This window comes from Holdemania sp. 1001095H_141210_F2 (assembly GCF_015558105.1).
GTDB lineage: Bacteria > Bacillota_I > Bacilli_A > Erysipelotrichales > Erysipelotrichaceae > Holdemania.
This window is the reverse complement of sequence record NZ_JADNPO010000003.1, coordinates 103416-123363: the sequence shown is the minus strand read 5'-3', so window position 1 is coordinate 123363 and position 19948 is coordinate 103416. Positions and strand designations below refer to the sequence as shown.

Here is a 19948-nt window from a genome sequence, read left to right as displayed (position 1 = left end):
GGGAAATTATGATTACAGGTATAGATGATCTTGTCGATCAGATCCGAAACGAAACCTGAATCTTCTAAATCCTTTCTTATCCTGCGCCCCTCTTGTTATTTTCTCACGCGTTGCTTCACTTGACCGTCTGCCTTTTTACACATTACACAAGGACATGATAAAAGCGCGATTGCTCGCGCTACTTATCATGTTTTTTAGTTGTATGTATTCTTCTTTATCCAGTTGATTTTGCAGCGCTTTAAGCTCAAAGCGATATTCATCCGAGCAGCCATCCAAACCGTGCATACTTTCTTTATATTTCTCAAACAATTTCTCCACTTCTGTTTTATACCACAAAAACAGTTTACTGATTTCTTCTTCAAAATTCCGCATTATTCTTTCACCCTGTTTTTTCAAAAAAATCCTTTGAAAAATAATAACCATTCTTATGCGATTCTTACTTGGTTTCGGGTAGGCATAGAATGTCCATACAAAGAAAAAGGCTGGATAAAGCGTTAAATGAAGCTTTATCCTACCTTGCCTTTTTATCTTTACCCAAATTCGATTAAGAACCTTTTAGATAGCGCTCTGCATTTTTATATTACTTAGTTTTTGTTGCTGCGATATATTTTTGATTTCTACTGTTCGGTTTATCTGGAATAGTCATTAGCAATTTTCCCTGTGCCATAAGCGGATGCAAATAGCTGGAAGAAAAATAACGGACATCCTTATATCCACAATGCAAAGCAATTTCTTTACGGCTATGCGGCTCTTTACAGTACATCATTATCTTTTCTTCTGTGCTAACTCGTTGGTTATCTTGTGGGGTGACTTGTTGGTTATCTTGTGGGGTTGCCAACAAGTTGTAATTCACATTTTTCAAAACCACCCGAAAGTCAGTTGGCGTAGAGTAGAACTCTGGCTTCAGCTGTTCAGAATATCCTGGGAGCTTTGCTGTTTCATTCAATATCTTTTTCAATCCGCTGCCACGGCGTTCCATGAATTTCATGCGGTGGAACAGGTCGGCGATGATTGGGTTGCGGCGCACCGAACCGATAGCATTAATGTCATATTCCTGAATTGGTTTTCCTTCAAACATTCCACCCGGCGATTGAATTTCCAGACGGTCAGCATACATATCAATGTGTATTTCACTGCCAAGGATGATGTAGTCCCGGTGGATCAGGGCGTTTACCAAGGCTTCAGTCACTGCCCTGTCTGCATAGTCAGGCTTATCTACCCGGTAGTGTGCTTCCTTTGCAAATCGTACTTTGGAGTTATTGCGGACGAAATCGCCGCCATTTTGCAGTAGATAAATCAGGTTGCCCTCAAACTCTTTATCATCCAACGCATCATCATAGATGGAACCTTTTTCAAGTCCATTCCAATGAGTGCAGAACACTCTGGAATTGTACACGATATGCTGGTCGGCAAGCAGTTTTCCCGCATTTGTCAAAAAACCGTTCTTATCTGCCAAACCAAAGGAAATGTAATCAGATGGCTCAAAGTGAAGCCCTGTCCGTTCCAGATAGGTGGCTTCCAAAAGTGTAAAGCTGTAATCTGATTTTTTCGCATCGGTAGCCAGCGCATCAAAGGAACGATTTGTGCCTTTCAAAATCAACTCATTTACCACATAATCCGGGGCAGCAATGCTTTCGTTTCCTACACGAATATAAGCTTCCATAATGCCGTCTGCTTTGTAATAGTAAGGCGTAGAACGACCGGCAGCTACAGTAAGCTCCAGAATGTTTTTGCCATCTTCCTGCATCGGTGTAAGTACAAATTGCGGCAGCGGAGTGATGCGCTCTTTAATCAGGCGGCTAATGGTTTCGGCATCGGTCTGAACATTCTCAAGACCATAAATGCTTCGGTCATCGGCAACACCAAAGAACAGCGTACCGCCGATGCTATTTGCAAATGCACTGACGCTTTTTAGCCAGCTTTTTGGTTTCTTCATTTCCAACGCAACCTTGAAATCACATTCAGTTGCTTCAGCAATATGTTTCTCTATCATAAAAGCCTCCTTTACACGGGGCGATTGGACAATGAGTAGTAAGCGATATTATATCCAATTTTTCAGGATATTTCAATTTAGGAAGGTTTTGAGTTTCGGTGTTTCTCTATTTTTTCAGACGTAATTTAAAGCTCGCTTTGTATCCAGTCACTAAATTTATTGCTTCTGCCAAAGATTTTCACTTTTAAGTATAAGAAAACCATCCTTTGTCAAAGTAAAAATTTCATATTCTTATTTTTACTTATAACTTCAACGTTAGCTGCTCGAAATCTTTGTGATAATCTATGAATTGAAATTTCTTTATCCCCGTATGTACATAACTCAATATACTCTTTTTCCCTTTATTGATTTGGTAGAACCAGAAATAGGCATTACTTTTTATGGAACGGCTTCTTTCTATGATTTTGATTATCAATAATTTCTTATCTATTTTTTCAGCCAATAATCCGATATATCCTATCTAACCATCAGCATCGTATTCAGATTATTTAATGCTTTTCATGTCCTGACTCTCACTCCTTCAAATCCATACTGTTGTTTCTTGAATTTGAAATTCTCCTCAATTTGCCAGCAGCTCATGTAGTCTCTCACAATTTAGATAACATCGTCTTTGCCTTTTACCCTTTTATTTGTAAGCAACATCATTGGCTTTTCTTCGCTTATCCCCTAGACGATGATTAAGGTTAAACATTAGCCGGAGTGGCTGGGCAATTCTACTCGAGTAGCAGAGATATAGATTTTTCTGTTCAGCTCTCGGAAGAACATATTCATTCTTATCTTTCTTTTTCTGCTTTTTGCGATTTGCCCTATATTCTTAACTTTTTTGAATAGAAGGCTTCTGTTTTCCTTTAATCGAACAATGAAATCAGCGCTGCTTTTTTGGAAAGGAAAAAATAATTATAGTATACACAGGCATCATATCTTCTGTCTTCAGCAAACGTGCATTATCCAGAAATGGTAGTCTACTGCTTCAATATTTTTAACCCCTTCATCATTTTCAGAAAGAAAGCCGGCGCTTGTTGCAGGGTAGATATGACTGTAAAAAAATAGCGACTGTTTCTTTTTTATTTTTGACCAAAATTCTAATACTTCGGTTTTTTTATCTTTCAGTCAGTCGTTTCGATGCAGCGCCTGAGGGTTCAGCGTGACGTGAAAATCCTCGGCCAGCGCAATGAAATCCTCCGTTGTGATCGTCTGCCGCTTATGCGGAGTCACGGAAAGCACCTTGATCAAAATCTCGGCAGACTTCTCAATCGTGTGCATCAAGCCAAACGTTTCATCAAAATCTGTTCCTGAACAGAACAATCCATGATGCGCCCAGACGACGGCGTTCACCTGTTCCATCTGCACACTCGTCACCTCGGCGATCGCCCGGCCGCCCGGCACCATCCATTTCACCACGCCGACCCCCTCTGGAAACACGACCGGACATTCCGTCGCCATTTCCCACAGCTCCCGCGTAAAGACCGCAGGTTCCAAAGGCAGGATAAACGTCAGGGCGATCAGGTTGGCTGGATGGGCATGATAGATCACACGGTGCTTCCCCTGCGTGACGCGTTTTTTCACCTCATGATTCATAAGATGCGTCGGCAGCTCGCTGGTCGGTCTTCCGCCTTCGGTCAAGCCCCAGACAATCCGGTACTGCGTGCCGTCGGCGCTGATCTCGATGATCGCCAGATTGGCGGCCGGATTCAGCTCGACGTTGCGCATATATTTGCCGCTTCCCGTCACGGCGAAGAACTCGCCGGCCAACCCCGGCACCTTGGCCGTGATCGGCTGCCAGGGCTGGCCAAAATCCAGCTGATTGTGAATCGTCTCAAGCTCGGTCTGCGGGATGCGGTACGACAGATTGCCGCCGTTGCGCTCGTGCCATCCTTGCCGGAAGCCGTCGCCGCACATCCGAATCATTCCCTGCATCCAGGGTGTTTCCAAACATTTCATCCTTGTTCCTCTTCCTCCCGTTTTGCCAGAACACGACGTTCATAGTCCTGTACGACTCTCAGCCATTCCTGCTCGCCCGGTACGCCCTGACGTTGACAGAAAGTCTCCCAAACCGCCCCCAGCGGCGCCATTTTCAGCTGTTCCTGCAGCGCCATCAGTTCGGTGAAACGGCGCTGTCTTTGCAGCTCAGCCAGCGTTGCCTGCGGCGTTAACAGGGCGTTGAGCAGCGCTTTGCGGACACTGCGCACGCCGATTGCCCACGCCGCGATCCGGTTGATGCTGGCGTCAAAATAATCGGTTGCGATGCGGATCCGGCGAACGTCATTGCGGATGATTTCCTGAGCAATCTGCCGCGTTTCATCGTCGTACAGCACGACGTGATCGCTGTCCCAGCGCACCGGCCGGCTGATGTGCAGCGCCAGCTCGTCGCTGAACAACAACATCGACGAAATTTTATCGCTGATCATTTCCGTCGGATGGTAATGCCCTGAATCCAACAGACAAAGCAGCTGATTCTGTGCGGCATAATTCATGTAAAATTCGTGCGAGCCGACGGTGTAGCTTTCGATCCCGATGCCGAATACCTTCGATTCCACGGCGATCTTCACCTTCGAGCGGTCATAATCCAACGTCAGAATCTGATCGAGCGAAGCTTTTAATCGGGCGCGCGGAGAAGTCCGGTCAGCTGGAATATCCTTTAATCCGTCGGGAATCCAGATGTTGACCAGACTTGTGTCTTCCAGTTGATCCGCGGAAGCTTCAGCGATTTTGATGCAGGTTTGACAATGGCGGATCCAGAACTGCCGGATTGCTTCATCTTCGCTGGAAAGGGTCGCAGCCTCCGCCAGCGGATGTCCAAACAGCGTCGGATTGAAGTCCAGCCCCAGTCCGTTTTCCTTTGCGAAAGCGATCCACGGCTGGAAATGCTCCGGCTTCAGCTGATCGCGGTCTACCTTTTGTCCTGGCTCAAACACGGCATAGCTGGCATGCAGATTCAGCCGGTGCTTTCCAGGGAGCAAGTGCAGCGCCGTTTCAATATCCTGCTTCAGCTGCGTGAAATTCCGCGCGCGGCCGGGATAATTGCCGGTCGCCTGAATGCCGCCGGAGACCGCCCCGGCCCCGTCGAAGCCGATCACGTCGTCGCCTTGCCAACAATGAATCGAGATGGGAATTCCGGCGAGCGTGTTCAGCGCCGCTTCCACGTCAACTCCCAGAAGCGCATAATCCGCAGCGGCCAGCCGGAATTTTTCTGATGAAACCGTCATGTTTTTTCCCTCCTTATGAAGAATATCGAGATCTGCCATCAGGACGTTGCGTCATGATCTGATCCTCTCCTTATTCCTGTTATTTCAAATAGAACACCGGGATTAAGTCCACGCTGACCGGGCTGTTGTCCGGGTTGGTTTCCATCAGCTCCGCCATCGAATCCCACCACTTCTGGCAGATTTCCGTTTGCTCCGAAGCCGCCCAGCGCTCCTCGTCCTCAATCTCTAACACCGCGAACAACGTCAGCGTTTTGGGATCGAGAAAGATCGAATATTCATGCCCGCCGTAGTCGTGGATCATCTGCTTCATCTGCGGCCACAGCTGATCATGCCGCCGTTTGTATTCTGCTTCCTTGCCGGGGTACAACTTCATTTTAAACGCTTTGCGAATCATTTTGACTGCCCCTTTCCGCGCCTCTTTCTCCGCTTTCTTTTCCAGTTTCAGTATAGCAGAAATCAAGCGGGAAAAGTAAAAAGCTTCGCTGTTTTTTCAGGAAAAGCAGCGAAGCGATAAGAAGCACAGTATTGACAGGACAGGAATTTCCGTTAATTCCTCAGTCCAGCATTCTTCAGCCAACCGCATGCCGGCTTGAATGACCTGATTGATGTAGCGTTTTCTGACCTCGGCGAAGTTCACGCTGCCCCAGCGCCAGCCGGCGTTGGTCTCAGGCAGCGGATGACCGTCCGACGCCAACAACATCGCCGCAGCCGGGATGCCGTAAACCGCGCAGACCTGAAGCAGGGCGGCGGTTTCCATGTCGACCCCGACGCAGCCCAGCGCACGCCAGGCCGCTTCCTTGTTCATCGTCTGACGATAGACTGCGTCGGTGGTCACGGTATCCAGAGACTTGACCGGCAGCGTCTTCGCCATCGCCTGATTCAGAAAAGCGCGCAGCGCAGGATCGGCCTCCGCCCATTCACAGTTTTCAGCATAATGTCTGGACGTGCCTTCCTCACTGTAAATCCGCGCCGGAATCAGAACGTCCCCCACCTGCGCCCGGGGATCGAAAACACCGCACAAGCCGGCGACGATCACCTTCTTTACGCCCAGCGCCAGCACAGTTTCCAGCGTATCAACCGCCGCAGGCGCGCCATAGCCGCCTTTCGTAAAGCAAACATGCGGAGCATCCCGCAATCTCAGACACGGCGGATTATCCAGAAAACAGGGCAGATGTTCGCTGATCACCTCACAGGGGTAATCCTGACGTAGCTGATCGAGCGCCCGCCCCATTTCAAACAACACGCACACCTCCGGCAGAACTGGCGGCGCTGAGGTACCGTGACTGCTTTTCACATGCCGCTGGGCCGTGATCACCGCTTCGCTGCGGTCTTCCGGATCAAACCAACGCATCTGGATCCTCCGATTCCCGCGCGGCCAGAATCACCGGAATCATCATTTCCTCCACACCCAGTCCCGCGTGCTGACCCTTAAACGGCGGCTTCCCGTTTTCCCACAGACCAAGGCAGCTGGAACCGATCGCAACCGCGAAAACATCGCCGAGGAATTCCCGCGTCCGCGGATGGATCGGACCCGGACCGAACAGTCCTTCGTCCAGCCAGGTTTGCGAGGGTTTCAATACGAACCGGTCGCCATATTTCCGTTCAAACTTTTCCCTGAACTCCGCCAGCCGTCCATCCTTCACAAAGAACGCTGTGCCGCGCGGCTCCACCGTCGGGCCAAAGCGCAGACAGTCCAGCAGCTCAGGATCCTCTTTCAGATTGATGTTGTCGACGTCGACCTGTCCATGATCAGCGATGATGATCAGGCCCGTCCGCGGATCCAGCTCGCTGGCCAACCTGCGGCAGCGCGCGTCGATCTGCTTCAATTCCTCCGTACACGCCGGATCCGAGGGACCTTTCACATGCATCAGGGAATCGAAATGATCCCAATAGGCATAGATGAACTGCGCGTCCTGAGCCTGGCTGTGCGCGGCGATTTGATCGCACAATTCATCGAAGCTATGCGCCCCGCCTTCGCGGAAAGCGGGATACAGCTCCAGCGCCGTTTTCCCCTGCCGGATCAGCTCTTCCTTCTGATTCAGAAACGGGATATGCGTATACGAGTAATCAGGATAGCTTCGCTCTCCGTAATAGCTGCGGTTCATGAACAGAATCAAGGAATCATCCAGTTCCTTAAAATATTGATGCCAGCCGATCCAGCCGTTTTCCGCCGGGGATTTCCCGCTGAGCACGCTGGTCGTCGCGGCCGAGGTGGTTGAAGGATAGACCGTCGTCACTTCCTTGAGCTGATGCGTCCGCAGAAAGCTGTCCTTTTCCAGTTTGGCTTCCAACAGCCGGGAGCCCATCCCGTCGATCAACAGCACGACGATCTGATTCCACTGATGGTCAGCCAGCCAGGCGCTCACCTGCGGATCCGCCGGGTGATGGACGCTCAATCCAAGCTGCTGCCGCCAGGCGTTGATCACGCTCAAGATTCCTTTGCGGTAATCAGGTTTTATCAATTCCATAGACTTAAACCTCCTTTTTTCTCAAATGCAAGCCGCCGTTTTGCGCTTGGCGAACAGAACTTAAAAACTCTGCCGCCGCAATCTCAACCGGCTTCTCTGATCTTCATTTTACTCAATCCCAAGGGAAAGAACAAAGGTTTTGCGATGAAAATTATCTGTTCCCGATAACTTTTACTTTTCGATTCCCCTGCGCCGAGGTAAAATAGATCGGTGAGGGATTAGAATTATGGAATTATTAAATGAGATTTTCAGTCAGTTCAACGCGGTACTATGGGGGCCGCCGTTGATTCTTCTGCTTTTGGGCACGCATCTGTGGATGACCGTCCGCACCCGCGGCGTGCAGCGCTGGGTCTTCAAGGGAATCAAATTATCGGTCACGCCGGATAAAACCGAGGGGGATATCAGTCCATTCGCGGCGCTGACGACAGCGCTGGCGTCCACGATCGGCACCGGCAACATCATCGGCGTGGCGACCGCAATCGTTTCCGGCGGGCCGGGCGCAGTGCTGTGGACATGGCTGACCGGGTTGTTCGGCATCGCCACCAAGTATGCGGAAAGTCTGATCGCCGTCAAATACCGCCGCAAAACGGAAGACGGCACCTATCTGGGCGGCGCGATGGTCGTGCTGGAAAAAATCGGCCATCCCAAGCTGGGCGTGGCGTTCGCGCTGTTAACCGGGCTGGCGGCGTTTGGCATCGGCTGCAGCGTACAGTCCAATGCGATTGCCGACGCGCTGGTTACCAATTTTCATTTCAACGCTTCGCTGGTCGGTCTGGTGCTGGCGGCCGTGACGTTCTTAGTCATCTTCGGCGGCGTCAAGTCGATCGCCAACGTGTGCGAGAAGCTGGTTCCGTTCATGTCGTTATTTTATACGCTGGGCTGCTTCTACATTCTGTATTATAACAGGGCGTATCTGCTTCCGGCGATCGAGCTGATTCTGCAGGCGGCATTTACGCCCCGGGCGATGGCCGGCGGGTTTATCGGCAGCACGATCATGACGGCCTGCCGGTATGGCTGCGCACGCGGTTTGTTCTCCAATGAATCCGGGATGGGGTCGGCGCCGATCGTCGCCGCCGCAGCCCAGTCGCGCAATCCGGTCCGTCAGGCATTGATCTCCTCGACCGGCACGTTCTGGGACACTGTCGTCGTCTGCCTGATCACCGGCCTGGTGCTCGTTTCCAGCATCCTCGCCAACCCGGCGATCTCCACGATCGGCCTGGAGGGCGGCGAACTGACGACGCTGTGCTTCGCGCAGATTCCCGTCATCGGCACGCCGCTGTTGATCTTCGGCATCCTGACGTTCGCCTACTCGACGATTCTGGGATGGAGTTATTATGGCGAACGGTGCATGGAGTATTTGTTCGGCAAGAAGATCCTGAAGCCGTACCGTGTTTTGTGGATCGTCGTGCTGTATCTGGGCTGCACGATGAAGCTTGATCTGGTGTGGACGATCGCGGACACACTGAATGGCCTGATGGCGATTCCGAATCTGATCGCGGTGCTGCTTCTGACCCAGGTCATCGTCAAAGATACGCGGTATTATCTGGATGAAGGCCATTTGGACGAAACCGATCCGGATATGGAATGATCTGAACAAGACACAATTAAACCAGACCCCATGAAGAACGAAACGTTATAATCCTGCAGGATTGCGGCGTTTCGTTTTTTTTCAGGTTTCTGCCGCGGGTTCGGAATAATACAAAAGCTCTTTTTCCTCAGGCATAAGAAAAAGAGCTTTTTGTGTCAATCATTTCATTATTAAGTATCGTTAATGAAGGAGGATCGCTTTCGCAATTTATGAGTCTGTCGTTTTCAGCCGGGCCTGGACAACGAAGCGATGCGTCGGTTCGATCGCCGAGCTGCAGGTGATGAGCGTCAGCTGACCCGTCCCATCGCTCAGCAGCACAGAATTGTCCTGCGGCGTTACGGTCAGGGTTTGATAGACCTCATAAACCACCGAACTGCTGCCTTGTTGAAGGATGATTTCAGCGCCGATTGCGATTGAAGGCAGATCGTGAAAGAAACCACCCACGACATTGCGGTGACCGGCGATTACGCAGTTGCCCGGACCGCCCGGTTCCCCGGTATTTTCCATGTGACCCAGACTTATCCTCAGTGTTTGCGCCGCGGTGCCTTCGCACACCGCTTCCTCCAGATCCAGCGACGGAATCCGCAGCAGCGCCGGGCCGTCCGCGAACGAGAATCGGGCATCGTCATCCATGAATTCTGTTGTCTGCGCTTCTTCGTGAATCCCCTGAGTCCTGCGGGTCTGCGCAATCAGCGCTTCCCGTTGCTTCAGTTCCAGAATCCGGCTGCCTACCGTCGTGGAAACCAGAAGAATCCCGGCGCCCAACAGGATCAGTCCGAAAATTTTCGTTTTCATCCGTGGCGGCGCTTTTTCAATGTCAGCGCCAATCCCGCGGCAATCAGAATGAAGCCGCCGGCCAGTGCCAGCACAAACTCCCGATCTCCGGTATAAGGCAGAACAGCTGCCGGGGCCGAAGACGCCGGCGTTTCAGATTCTGGTTGTTCTGGAGCTGGCGGGGCCGGATGTTTCTGATTGATCACAGCGTGAATTTCCAAACCGCTTTCCTGACCTCTCAGCGCACTGGCAACACCGTCGGCGTCGACCGTAACCTCAAACAATTCGTCCGTTTTCTCATACCCCTGCGGAGCGCTCAGCTCTGCGATCACATAGGTCTGGCCTAGTTCCAGATCCGTGAAATGAACCTGGCCGTGATCGTCGCTGGCAGCCTGGGAAAGCTGCGTCGTTTCATCAAAGCTGCCGCTTTCCGTTTTATAAATCGCAAAGAGCGCGCCGGAGACCGGCTTGCCATACTGATCTTGTTTCAGGAAGACAACCTCCCCACGCAGCCGTGCATCGCTGACCTTCAAAAGCTGAATCGTCCCCGCTTTCGCGGTGATTGTCACTGGATATTCCGTAGTATCGAGCACAAATCCCTGCGGTGCGTTCAATTCCTTCACTACATATTCGTTCTCGCCCGCCTTTGTTTTCAGCGCGGTAAACAGCGCTTTGCCCTCGCTGTTGGTGACGGCCTTCTGCATCAGGTAGGTTTCGCCCGCGGCATTTTTTGCGTACAGACCATATTCGGCCCCCGTGACCGGGGTATTGTCATCCGCTGCGGTTTTCGTCAGCTCCAGACTGGCGCGTCCGGGGATCCGCATCGCCGAACCGGCGGAATACTTCGACTGGAACTGGATTGCATCGCTGTTGGCCAAACCGCTGCTCTGATCTCCCATCCCGGCCAGGTTGGACAGCGCAAACTCACCTTTGGCGGCGACGTTGACAAAGGCCGAATAGTGCAGCACATAGGAACCGTTGAGATCCAGCGCGGCAGGCAGCGTAAACACCGCCTGATTGCCATTGACCTGAACGGCTGTTCCTTCAATCGTATCCGTTTCCTTGAAATCGCCGTTGGCTTGAATTTCAGCTTGCTTTAAAACAACGCTGTCGGGATCCAGAAGTAATTCCTCACTCATTGTATCGGTGATGACAAGACCGTCCGGGCAGACCGTGCTGAGATCTGCCCCGGCCTGGTTGATTTTGATCGTATAGTCGACGGTGTATTGATCGCTGTGAACGACGCTCGATTTGTCAAATGCCGTATTGGCGATCTCAAGCTTGGTCCCGTGGCTGACTGGCTCGCCTTCCTGCTTTTCCAGAACAGCGGTGTTCGTCAGCTTTAACAAAGCGTTCGCGTCGCTGGATGTATTGGATTGATCAAACCGGAACCCCTCGGGCAGATTCGTCGCATTCACGTCCAACACCGTGTTAAAAGTCAGTGTGACCTGTTCATGCAGCGTGCCCAGATCGATCTGAAGCTCGTTATTCACAATCACCGGCGTCATCGGAACGTCTTTGTTTTGTGAAGCATACCGGACAGTCAGACTGTTTTCCACATACCGCAGATACTCCGGCAGCGCATCCTTAACCCGAACATCTGTCAGCTCGGTACCGTTTTGATTGACGACAATCTTCCAGCGAAGTTCATGGGTTTGATAATCATAACCTTCAGCGCTCTTCTGAAGCACTGTGCTGGAAAACTGCGGCTGGGCGGAGGCGGTCAACGTCGGAATGGCATCGGAACCGAAGGCCACCTTGTTATGAAATTTCATTTTCGCATTATCCGCATAGAACAGCGGATCGGTCGCTTCGGTTTCATACTGGAACACAATCATTTCGTTAAAGGTATTCGTCTGACCGTCAGCGTTGGCGATCAGAATCTCATAATCCTGTGTCGTCTCAGTTGTCTTATCAGCCAGCGGATTGATTGTGATCGTATACCCTGTTTTCGGCGTGATCACCTGAGCGTTGCCGATATATTTCTGATTGGCCGTGGTCAAGGTATCCATAATCGTTCCATCCTGAACATCCAGAAGATTCTTATTCAGCGTCACTGTCCAGGTAATCCGGCGGGTCGCAGCATTGTAGCTCGCGGATTTTTCAACAACGCTGGTCGGCAGCTTGTGGTTTTTTTCAATGACCGGCGTGCCGTAATCGCGGGCTGGTTCCGGACCGGCGCCGTCCGGATCCCAGTTCATCTGCAGCCACGCCTTGTTGTTCAGATTTGTATTGACGTTCTGCGCTGTCAGATCGAGATCAAAGTGCGTGAGATAGGTGATCACGTATTCGGCTTCCTGCGGATGATTGATCGTCAGCAGTTTCTGATCACCGCCGCTTCGCCCATCAAAGGCAGGATTTAACAAAACCTCAGAGGGAACGGAATTTCCGTTCACCGTAACGTTGGCGTCCGCTGCGCTGAAGCTCAAGCGATCTTCCAGTTCGTCGTAAAGGGTAATCGTGTTAAAAGGCAGCGACTGGGTATGCACGACGAGCTTCCAGGTCATCGTCTTGTTGACAAGATCATAACTTTCGCCGGTTTTCATCAGCCAGCTGTCGCCCTTGACCCGCACCTCCCCCTGCGCCTCGGACAGTTTTGCGGAGCCGTCCGGCTGCCAGAGCTGGGCCGTATTGGTCACGGTCATCCCTTTGGAAGGATCTGCCAGCTGACCATCGTCGCCGATAAACACCGCGGGGGATGGTATGGTCTTGTATGTGATCACTGCATCCTGACTTAATGGCTGGTCAAGTGTGACCCGCAGCGTCTGCCCGTCGACCTGAACTGCAGGATGCGTCTGCTGCGAACCGACTTTCAGTGTCAGCGAATTGTCGACATAGGTCTGCTTCGCTGTCAGTTCATCGCAAAACAGAAATCCCGTCGTATATTGCGGAGCATTCTGTTCCTCATCAAACGGCGCGATTTGCCTGCTTAACGAAACTGTCCAGACAATCGTCCCGGAATTCTCATAGACGCCGCTTTTTGCGGTAACGGCCGGATCCTTGAGGGCATTGTCTGCAATGGTCAGGCGAATGGAGCGGTCTGTCCCTAAACTCATTTCCACATCCTGCCGGCCGCCGATTTCATCCATGTCCAATCTGGCGCTGAATTCAAAATTCATTGCATAAATTGGCAGGACGCCCAGATCTTCTTCGAAGACAAGCTTGATCTGATCCTTCTGCGCCCCGGCAGTGACGTGCGCTACCGTCTGCCCGTCAATCTTGATTTCCTGATTCAGATTCGGATGACTGTTTTCGATATATTCCGGGATCGCGATGTCCCACTCGCTGCCCGGCAGATTCATGGATTCCTCCAGTGGTTTCAGCGTGTAGCGTAAAATTAACGCGTCTTCTGCGGCGACGCTGTCTCCGTCGTTTAACGCGGAATCTCCGCATAAAAGTTCAACCTTTTCGATTAACTTTGCGCCATCCCCTGCGGCCTCTGCGGATACTGTGGGCGGCATCATCGCTTCCAGAGGCAGCACGCAAAGTCCGATGCAGCATAAAAACTGGAATAACTTCCTCATATTTCTCTCCTCAATCATTATTAAGCATGCGCTTAACAATGAGTTTATCATAGCGAAAGAACCAATTTATGACAAAATACAGTTTTTAATCGCATTTTTCAGTAAAATCATCTATACTAAAACCATGAGAAAACAAACGATAGACGCAGGACAGATTTTGGAAATTACAATCGCCCAAGCCGCCCGGGAAGGACTGGTGAACTTGTCCACACGCAGAATTGCAAAGGAATGCGGAATCAGCGAGGGCAGCATCTTTCATTACTTTCACAGCAAACCGGAGCTGTTAACAGCGTGTTTTTATCATGTTGACAGACAGGTTGACGAGCAGCTGAAACAGGCAGATGTCAAGTTGTTTTCCCTGCGCCGGAGCATCCGCGAGTTGTGGTTTTTGTATTTCGGTTATTTCGCGTCGCATGGCGATCACGCCAAATTCTACTCACAATTCCGCCATTCCTCCTTCTATACTCACGACGTCATGCGCGGCCAGACTGAATCCTTCGCTTTTTTTACCAATTTTGTCGAGTTAAACAAAAGCGCAATTTTAATCCGCTCCGAGGTTTTCTGGGAGTTTGTCATCGACACCACGCTGAACCTGGCCGTCAATGTTGCCGACGGTAAATTTCCAGACAGTTCCAAGGATCGTGAGCGGTATTTTACCTTGATCGCCAAAGGTCTGGGCGGCGTCCTGTCGCCGGGAAAGTCGTGGGCTGAAAAATAACTTCTCATTTCATTTCGCAAATAAAATGTCTTATTGACCTTCAGAAAAAACCGGTTTCCCTTCGTTCCGCTCAATTTGCGGAGCTTGGAAAACCGGTTTTATTTGGCTTTCAGGTAATCTCAGGCTTATGCTTTCTTTAAGAATGCGACATAAGCACGGTAGGCTTCATAGACGTCCGCTTTGGAAACGACTTCCCATGGGGCGTGCATATTCTGCACGGCGATGCCGGCGTCAATGACTTCCATGTTGTAATTCGCCAGGATATAGGCGATCGTTCCCCCGCCGCCCTGATCGACGCGGCCCAGCTCAGCGGTCTGGAACATGACGTCTTCCTCGTCCATGATCCGACGCAGCTCGGCGATGAATTCCGGATTGGCGTCGTTGCATCCGCTCTTGCCGCGGGATCCGGTGTATTTGTTGAAGACGATGCCCTTGCCCAAGAACGCCGTATTCTTCATTTCATTGACCGACGGATAATTAGGATCATAGCCGGCGCTGACGTCGCTGCTTAACATCTTACTGTTCTGCAGAGCGCGGCGGACTTTCAGCTCGCTGTAATCGCCCATCGCGTTGAGAATCTCCGCGACAATGTTCTCAAAGAAATGGGAATGCATGCCGCTGGCGCCATTGCTTCCGACTTCTTCCTTGTCAACCAACAGGCAAACGCTGGTGCGCTGCGGATTTTCCATCGCGAAGGTTGCCAGCGCTGAGGTATAGGCGCAGACGCGGTCGTCATGGCCATAGCCTAAAATCAGGCTGCGGTCCAGACCGTAATCGCGCGCTTTGCCCGCGGGAACGACTTCGATTTCCGCAGACAGGAAATCTTCTTCCTCCATGTTGTATTTTTCTTTTAACAGAGCCAGAATCGCTTTCTTGACCGGCTCTTTTTCGTCTTCGCCGCCCTCGGCCGGGATGCTTCCGACCAATACGTTTAAGTCTTCGCCTTCGACGACCTTCGCCCCGGTCTTCTGCATCTGATCAGCGGAAAGATGCACTAACAGATCGCTGATGCCGACAACCGGATCGTTTTCATCCTCGCCGATGTTCAATTCAATCCGCGTGCCGTCTTTCTTGAAGACGACGCCGTGCAGCGCCATCGGATGGGCGACCCATTGGTATTTTTTGATTCCGCCATAGTAATGCGTATCCAGCAGCGTCAGTCCCTGATCTTCATAGATCGGATGCTGCTTCAGATCCAGACGCGGGGAGTCGATGTGCGCCCCGACGATATTCATGCCCGCTTCCAGCGGTTCACTGCCGATCACAAACAGTGCGATATCCTTATCTTTATTGACGGCATAGAGCTTATCGCCGACCTGGATTTTAGCGTTTTCCGCCAGAACCTCGTTCAGATCCCGGTAGCCGTTTTCCTTTGCCAGCCGGACCGTTTCCCGCACGCATTCCCGTTCCGTTTTGCATACGGAAATAAAGTGCTTATACGCTTCGTTGAAGGCAAACAGGGCTTCACGCTGTTCACCCTGCGTTTTATTCCATACTGTTTTCATTCGATTACAATCCTCCTGTGTATTATTATAAACAAACTCCCGCAGGACACAAGCGGAAAACCGGGTTTTCTTACATTGACATTTGTAAATATAGCTGTTACGATATTCTAAACTCAGAGATCTGTACAAATCTTTCCCCGGGGATCGAAAGAAAGCTGGGTAATCTCTGATCAGAATCAGACGGAATGGGGGAAAAATTGGAAATGCGGCGATTACATCTATATCAGTTGGGTCCGCGGGCCTATGCGCTTTCGCGGAAAAAAGAAATCTTCAAGCGGAATTTTCAGGATCGGATGCATCGAATTCACTTTGCCCAGACGTACAGCGAAGCGTGCCTGCCGGTCGTCGTCAACAAGCATAATTCGCTGATCCGACGAAAGCTGGGCGAGGTTGATCAGCAGCTGCAGGAAAACAAGGCGGTAAATCTGGCTCTGGCTGCGCCCAGACTCACACATTTACTGATCCGACCCGGCGAAACGTTTTCGTTCTGGCATTGCGTCGGAGAGTGCACGGCGGAAAAAGGATATCGGGAAGGATTGACGATCTCCGGCAATCATCCGTCCTCCGGCATCGGCGGCGGCATGTGCCAGATGACCAATCTGATTCACTGGATGGTACTGCACAGCTCCCTGACGATTACCGAGCATCATCACCACGGCCGGTTTGATCTGTTTCCGGATTTCGGCCGGCAGGTACCGTTTGGAACGGGGACTTCTATCGTTTATAACTATCTGGATTACCGGGTCGAAAACCGAACTTCCGATACATTTCAGCTTGTGATCGAAACAAACGAGCGCTATCTGTGCGGCGAGCTGCGCTGCGATCATCCGCAGCCGCTGAAATATCACATCTATGAACAGGACAGCGGCTTCACCTGGGAAAAGGGCGGCGCTTACCGGCATAACATCGTGCGGCGCAAAGCGATCAACAAAGCCAGCGGGGAAGTGGCGTTTGATCAGGAACTGATTGTCAACCATGCCAAGGTGATGTACGATCCCAAGCTGATCGATCCTGCATTATTCCGCGAATCCGGGTTTTGGAATCGTCAAAAATAAGCAGAAAAAAACGCGTTTCAGGAAAATTATGCCTGATTTAAGTGCGTTTTTAAGTTTATAAGACAGAGTGTAACAACCTCTGTTTCGATTCAATGAAAAGAAGAGAAAGAAACTATTCCCAAGCAGTTCCCGGGAAATTTTTTTGAGAAGAACCTATACTTATGATAACTCCATTAGAGATTTCTGAATAATGACAACTTCTTCTGTCCTGTGTAATTCTTCAAGCAAATCTAATAATTCCGTAAATAACAGGAAACAATCATCACGATTTGCCTTTTTCTCTACCTTATGCAGCATGGTATACAAATAGCTTACAGTCTCTTCTTTTGTATGATCTAAGGCATATTCTATATAACTGAATTCTTCATATAGAATATTTTTTTTATTTACTCTTGTTTTACCTTTCTTAATATATTCAATAATGAGATCTTTGCTTTTACGCAATTTATAATAGGCGAAGGCAATATTGAAATATAAATCTCCATCATCAATATATTGCATTGCTTTCTCCGCCATAGGATAAACATCATCATATTTTTTTTCACATATTTTACACCAAGATAGATTATAGTAGCTCATCCCCATAAGATTTTCTTTATTCAAAATTCGGGCTAATTTAATTGCTTCGTAAAAATAAGATTCAGCTAATTTATATGCCCCTTTTCTTGAAGAATAAACTCCAAAATGACAAATACATTCCGTTATTCCGATAAAGTTATTTTCCAATTTAAATTGTTCTAACGCTTTAGTCAGAAAAGAATAGGCCAAGTCGTTTTCATTATTTTGAGTATAATTAGTGAATAAATAGTAATAGATTATTCCTAATAATTTATTATCATTACTATTTAAACAACTGTTTAAAATAGAAATTGCTTCGTTATACTTATACTCCCTGCTTTTTCGCAAAGACAAAAATATTCCACATAACTGTTGCTCAATCGGTAAAAAACCACCTTTAACCTTAACGATGATGGATTCAAGGCTTAGAAATTTATCGTCATTTTGTCGACTAATTACACCATCAAAATATTTTAAACATACCCATTTGTAATAATTGATCGAGCATTCATAATCAGATTCCAATTCGTAAGCCTGTTTCATAAGGATTTCATTATCCAGCTTTAATCCATAGATATAATTATCGACATATTGATCAAATATCATATTAAGATAAGAATCTTTTTGTGAAAAATGCTTCTTGTCAATAAGTAGTTCATCAAATAATATAGCTATTTCATAATTATTTAAAACGCTCTGGCCATTTTCGATACGAAATAATTGAGAGATATTGATGCCTGTTCTTGCTGATAATTCCGCTCTTTCCAAGCCTTGTTCCATGCGCGATATTTTAATAAGCAATCCAATTTTATCTCTTGGATATTTACTTACATCCATATTCCTCCCACCTCTTTCAATTAATATAACAAAGAAGGCTTAACTTAGCTAGTACGATAAAGCTGTATTTTAAATTGTTTTCACCTGAAAATCTTTAATGTTCGCACAAAATATAACCGGATCTCATTCCAGAAGTCACGTCCGAATCATTCAAACATTTCCCCAATTCAGTACCTTCATTGCGTGTAAAGCACCAGTCTTCATGTTCATTTATTTCATTATCCGCAGAAATAGAAGTCCCCCCTTATGCACAAAGATACTGTCAGTACAATTATCCTCATCCTTATGATCTAATTTCAACTGAATTTCTTCACAGTTCAAGAGAGAAATTCGGATTTAGTTTACGCGCCAATAAATAATAAATTCTTTGATTAAAACCAACTGATATTCTTCATAAAAAATGGTTTCTTTTCAAGAAACCATCTTTAAATCTACTCGAATACAATGACATCTGAATATTGAGAGAAATCAATTCCTTCAATATATGGATTTTCCGGATTTACAAAAACATAATATCCATCTTTTTTTATTTTAGCTTCACTTTCCAACCGTTCGATCGGCGCTCCATCACTGGAATATCCCATAAGATTATCTTGTATATAGTATGTTACAATTAACTCATGACCGCCATCGTTTCTCTCATAGCTAACTTGTATTTCGATTCCATCTTCATATTCGTTATTCTCAATAACAATGTGTTCTGGCAATGGATTTTTTACATAATATTCAAATACTCCGTTAAAAAGGGATTCAGTTTTATATCCGGATTTCTTAGTGGCAGTTGGAGCAGCTTCCGGTTCTTTCGCAGGCTCTACTGTAGTCTGAATGCCTGGTTCAGAAGTTGGCTTTGTTGTTGATGCTGCTTGCGGTGAAACTGCTGGTTCCCCATTATTTTCTTTAGCAGAACATCCGGCAATCAAGATAAGCAAACAAAATACAGAGATCAATCGCTTAATAGTAGACATGAATCGCTTCAATATACCAATCAACCATAAACTCTTCCATCGTTCCGTAAGGCAACGAACCTGATTTGGTAATATAGTGATCGTATATATCCTTTCCCTTTTCCAAGTATGTTTCATAACCGTTGCAAACTATAGAGTGTGTATCAGAAAGCCCTGTTCCATGCTTAACTCTATGTCCCTTAACAATTACAGCATTACCTGATTCAAATTGCTCCCTGATTGCCTTTAAACCTTCTGCTTCAAGATACTGAAGAGCAAAACTCTTGGATTGATGTGTTCTCCCAACCTTGTTTGTTACTACACCCCATAACATATCGCAGCTACCGTCAAATGCGCCAGATCCCAGATTTGCAGCTAGTTCTGCAGGATTTCTTACTTGCCGTTTATTAAGAACATCGGCAGTAGCAGTCGTCGCATCATTGGGATCTGGCGGATTAGTAATTTCTGGACCGTTAGCTGCTGAAACCGGAGTAATTGTCATTGCCAGCATTAACCCCAGCAAAAATGCAAAGCATTTCTTCATTTTTCTCTCCTCTTTTCTATTCTCATTTTAGATCATTCTAACTTGTCCATTGCTATCACCTCTAAGAATATACTTATGATTTCTAATTAAAGAATAATCGAAACTCATGAATAATAAAAGTATCGAAAGTTCAAATTTCCTTATCTTATAAATGTTTTATAATTATCATATAATTATTTATATCAGGATCATAATTTATTGTTTGATCACCTGAAATCAAAGGCTGTTATCTAT

General features: G+C 48.3%; 16 protein-coding genes. 3 read left to right on the top strand and 13 right to left on the bottom strand.

What is annotated here, in order from left to right; all coding sequences use genetic code 11:
- Positions 1 to 135: 135 nt before the first annotated feature.
- The 7 genes from I2G61_RS03105 to I2G61_RS03075 all read right to left on the bottom strand — a co-directional run bounded on the left by I2G61_RS03105 (position 136) and on the right by I2G61_RS03075 (position 7667).
- The gene (locus I2G61_RS03105; protein ID WP_139248513.1) at positions 136 to 372 is read right to left on the bottom strand and encodes a hypothetical protein; all 237 of its coding nucleotides are present in this window, start codon (positions 370 to 372) and stop codon (positions 136 to 138) included.
- A gap of 208 nt (positions 373 to 580) precedes the next feature.
- On the bottom strand, positions 581 to 1993 hold the full coding sequence (locus I2G61_RS03100; protein WP_072682861.1) for an ATP-binding protein: 1413 nt from the start codon (positions 1991 to 1993) through the stop codon (positions 581 to 583).
- 1110 nt (positions 1994 to 3103) lie between these two features.
- Positions 3104 to 3934, bottom strand: coding sequence for a rhamnulose-1-phosphate aldolase (gene rhaD / locus I2G61_RS03095; RefSeq protein ID WP_072682863.1), 831 nt, complete (start codon positions 3932 to 3934; stop codon positions 3104 to 3106).
- Positions 3931 to 5199: an L-rhamnose isomerase gene (locus I2G61_RS03090; protein WP_072682864.1), complete on the bottom strand. Its 1269-nt coding sequence runs from the start codon at positions 5197 to 5199 to the stop codon at positions 3931 to 3933. The genes rhaD and I2G61_RS03090 overlap by 4 nt, the downstream gene beginning before the upstream one ends.
- A 79-nt stretch (positions 5200 to 5278) precedes the next feature.
- Entirely contained in the window at positions 5279 to 5593 is a 315-nt protein-coding gene (rhaM, locus tag I2G61_RS03085; protein ID WP_072682865.1) for an L-rhamnose mutarotase, read from the bottom strand.
- 96 nt (positions 5594 to 5689) lie between these two features.
- Positions 5690 to 6550, bottom strand: coding sequence for a nucleoside phosphorylase (locus tag I2G61_RS03080; RefSeq protein ID WP_072682866.1), 861 nt, complete (start codon positions 6548 to 6550; stop codon positions 5690 to 5692).
- Positions 6537 to 7667, bottom strand: a complete 1131-nt coding sequence (locus tag I2G61_RS03075; RefSeq protein WP_195547888.1) for an alkaline phosphatase family protein — start codon at positions 7665 to 7667, stop codon at positions 6537 to 6539. The genes I2G61_RS03080 and I2G61_RS03075 overlap by 14 nt, the downstream gene beginning before the upstream one ends.
- Before the next feature lie 226 nt (positions 7668 to 7893).
- Between I2G61_RS03075 and I2G61_RS03070 the strand changes: the two genes are divergently transcribed.
- A complete protein-coding gene (locus I2G61_RS03070) occupies positions 7894 to 9255 on the top strand; it encodes a sodium:alanine symporter family protein (protein WP_072682867.1) in 1362 nt (453 codons plus the stop codon).
- A gap of 207 nt (positions 9256 to 9462) precedes the next feature.
- Here the strand turns inward: I2G61_RS03070 and I2G61_RS03065 are convergent, their stop codons facing one another.
- On the bottom strand, positions 9463 to 10050 hold the full coding sequence (locus I2G61_RS03065) for a class D sortase (RefSeq protein ID WP_195547887.1): 588 nt from the start codon (positions 10048 to 10050) through the stop codon (positions 9463 to 9465).
- Positions 10047 to 13553, bottom strand: a complete 3507-nt coding sequence (locus I2G61_RS03060) for an LPXTG cell wall anchor domain-containing protein (RefSeq protein ID WP_195547886.1) — start codon at positions 13551 to 13553, stop codon at positions 10047 to 10049. The genes I2G61_RS03065 and I2G61_RS03060 overlap by 4 nt, the downstream gene beginning before the upstream one ends.
- A 157-nt stretch (positions 13554 to 13710) precedes the next feature.
- On the opposite strand from I2G61_RS03060, the gene I2G61_RS03055 reads away from it, so the two are divergent.
- On the top strand, positions 13711 to 14271 hold the full coding sequence (locus I2G61_RS03055) for a TetR/AcrR family transcriptional regulator (RefSeq protein ID WP_195547885.1): 561 nt from the start codon (positions 13711 to 13713) through the stop codon (positions 14269 to 14271).
- Between the two features lie 125 nt (positions 14272 to 14396).
- On the opposite strand, the gene I2G61_RS03050 is transcribed toward I2G61_RS03055, so the two are convergent.
- Positions 14397 to 15776 carry an aminopeptidase gene (locus I2G61_RS03050; protein ID WP_072682871.1) on the bottom strand — a complete coding sequence of 460 codons (1380 nt, stop codon included), beginning with the start codon at positions 15774 to 15776 and terminating at the stop codon, positions 14397 to 14399.
- Between the two features lie 203 nt (positions 15777 to 15979).
- Here I2G61_RS03050 and I2G61_RS03045 point away from each other — a divergent pair, with 203 nt between their 5' ends.
- Positions 15980 to 16831 carry a VanW family protein gene (locus I2G61_RS03045; RefSeq protein WP_195547884.1) on the top strand — a complete coding sequence of 284 codons (852 nt, stop codon included), beginning with the start codon at positions 15980 to 15982 and terminating at the stop codon, positions 16829 to 16831.
- A gap of 159 nt (positions 16832 to 16990) precedes the next feature.
- Here the strand turns inward: I2G61_RS03045 and I2G61_RS03040 are convergent, their stop codons facing one another.
- From I2G61_RS03040 to I2G61_RS03030, 3 genes are all read right to left on the bottom strand, one after another.
- Entirely contained in the window at positions 16991 to 18226 is a 1236-nt protein-coding gene (locus tag I2G61_RS03040; protein WP_195547883.1) for a helix-turn-helix transcriptional regulator, read from the bottom strand.
- Positions 18227 to 18657: 431 nt separating this feature from the next.
- Positions 18658 to 19191, bottom strand: coding sequence for a hypothetical protein (locus I2G61_RS03035; protein WP_072682873.1), 534 nt, complete (start codon positions 19189 to 19191; stop codon positions 18658 to 18660).
- Positions 19178 to 19714: a hypothetical protein gene (locus I2G61_RS03030; protein ID WP_195547882.1), complete on the bottom strand. Its 537-nt coding sequence runs from the start codon at positions 19712 to 19714 to the stop codon at positions 19178 to 19180. Before I2G61_RS03030 ends, I2G61_RS03035 begins: the two co-directional genes overlap by 14 nt.
- Positions 19715 to 19948: the final 234 nt, after the last annotated feature.

What these genes read in the sequence shown, in the direction of transcription:
- I2G61_RS03105 (WP_139248513.1), bottom strand. Translation starts at nt 372, where the DNA reads ATGCGGAATTTTGAAGAAGAAATCAGTAAACTGTTTTTGTGGTATAAA.
- I2G61_RS03100 (WP_072682861.1), bottom strand. Translation starts at nt 1,993, where the DNA reads ATGATAGAGAAACATATTGCTGAAGCAACTGAATGTGATTTCAAGGTT.
- rhaD (WP_072682863.1), bottom strand. Translation starts at nt 3,934, where the DNA reads ATGAAATGTTTGGAAACACCCTGGATGCAGGGAATGATTCGGATGTGC.
- I2G61_RS03090 (WP_072682864.1), bottom strand. Translation starts at nt 5,199, where the DNA reads ATGACGGTTTCATCAGAAAAATTCCGGCTGGCCGCTGCGGATTATGCG.
- rhaM (WP_072682865.1), bottom strand. Translation starts at nt 5,593, where the DNA reads ATGATTCGCAAAGCGTTTAAAATGAAGTTGTACCCCGGCAAGGAAGCA.
- I2G61_RS03080 (WP_072682866.1), bottom strand. Translation starts at nt 6,550, where the DNA reads ATGCGTTGGTTTGATCCGGAAGACCGCAGCGAAGCGGTGATCACGGCC.
- I2G61_RS03075 (WP_195547888.1), bottom strand. Translation starts at nt 7,667, where the DNA reads ATGGAATTGATAAAACCTGATTACCGCAAAGGAATCTTGAGCGTGATC.
- I2G61_RS03070 (WP_072682867.1), top strand. Translation starts at nt 7,894, where the DNA reads ATGGAATTATTAAATGAGATTTTCAGTCAGTTCAACGCGGTACTATGG.
- I2G61_RS03065 (WP_195547887.1), bottom strand. Translation starts at nt 10,050, where the DNA reads ATGAAAACGAAAATTTTCGGACTGATCCTGTTGGGCGCCGGGATTCTT.
- I2G61_RS03060 (WP_195547886.1), bottom strand. Translation starts at nt 13,553, where the DNA reads ATGAGGAAGTTATTCCAGTTTTTATGCTGCATCGGACTTTGCGTGCTG.
- I2G61_RS03050 (WP_072682871.1), bottom strand. Translation starts at nt 15,776, where the DNA reads ATGAAAACAGTATGGAATAAAACGCAGGGTGAACAGCGTGAAGCCCTG.
- I2G61_RS03045 (WP_195547884.1), top strand. Translation starts at nt 15,980, where the DNA reads ATGCGGCGATTACATCTATATCAGTTGGGTCCGCGGGCCTATGCGCTT.
- I2G61_RS03040 (WP_195547883.1), bottom strand. Translation starts at nt 18,226, where the DNA reads ATGGATGTAAGTAAATATCCAAGAGATAAAATTGGATTGCTTATTAAA.
- I2G61_RS03035 (WP_072682873.1), bottom strand. Translation starts at nt 19,191, where the DNA reads ATGTCTACTATTAAGCGATTGATCTCTGTATTTTGTTTGCTTATCTTG.
- I2G61_RS03030 (WP_195547882.1), bottom strand. Translation starts at nt 19,714, where the DNA reads ATGAAGAAATGCTTTGCATTTTTGCTGGGGTTAATGCTGGCAATGACA.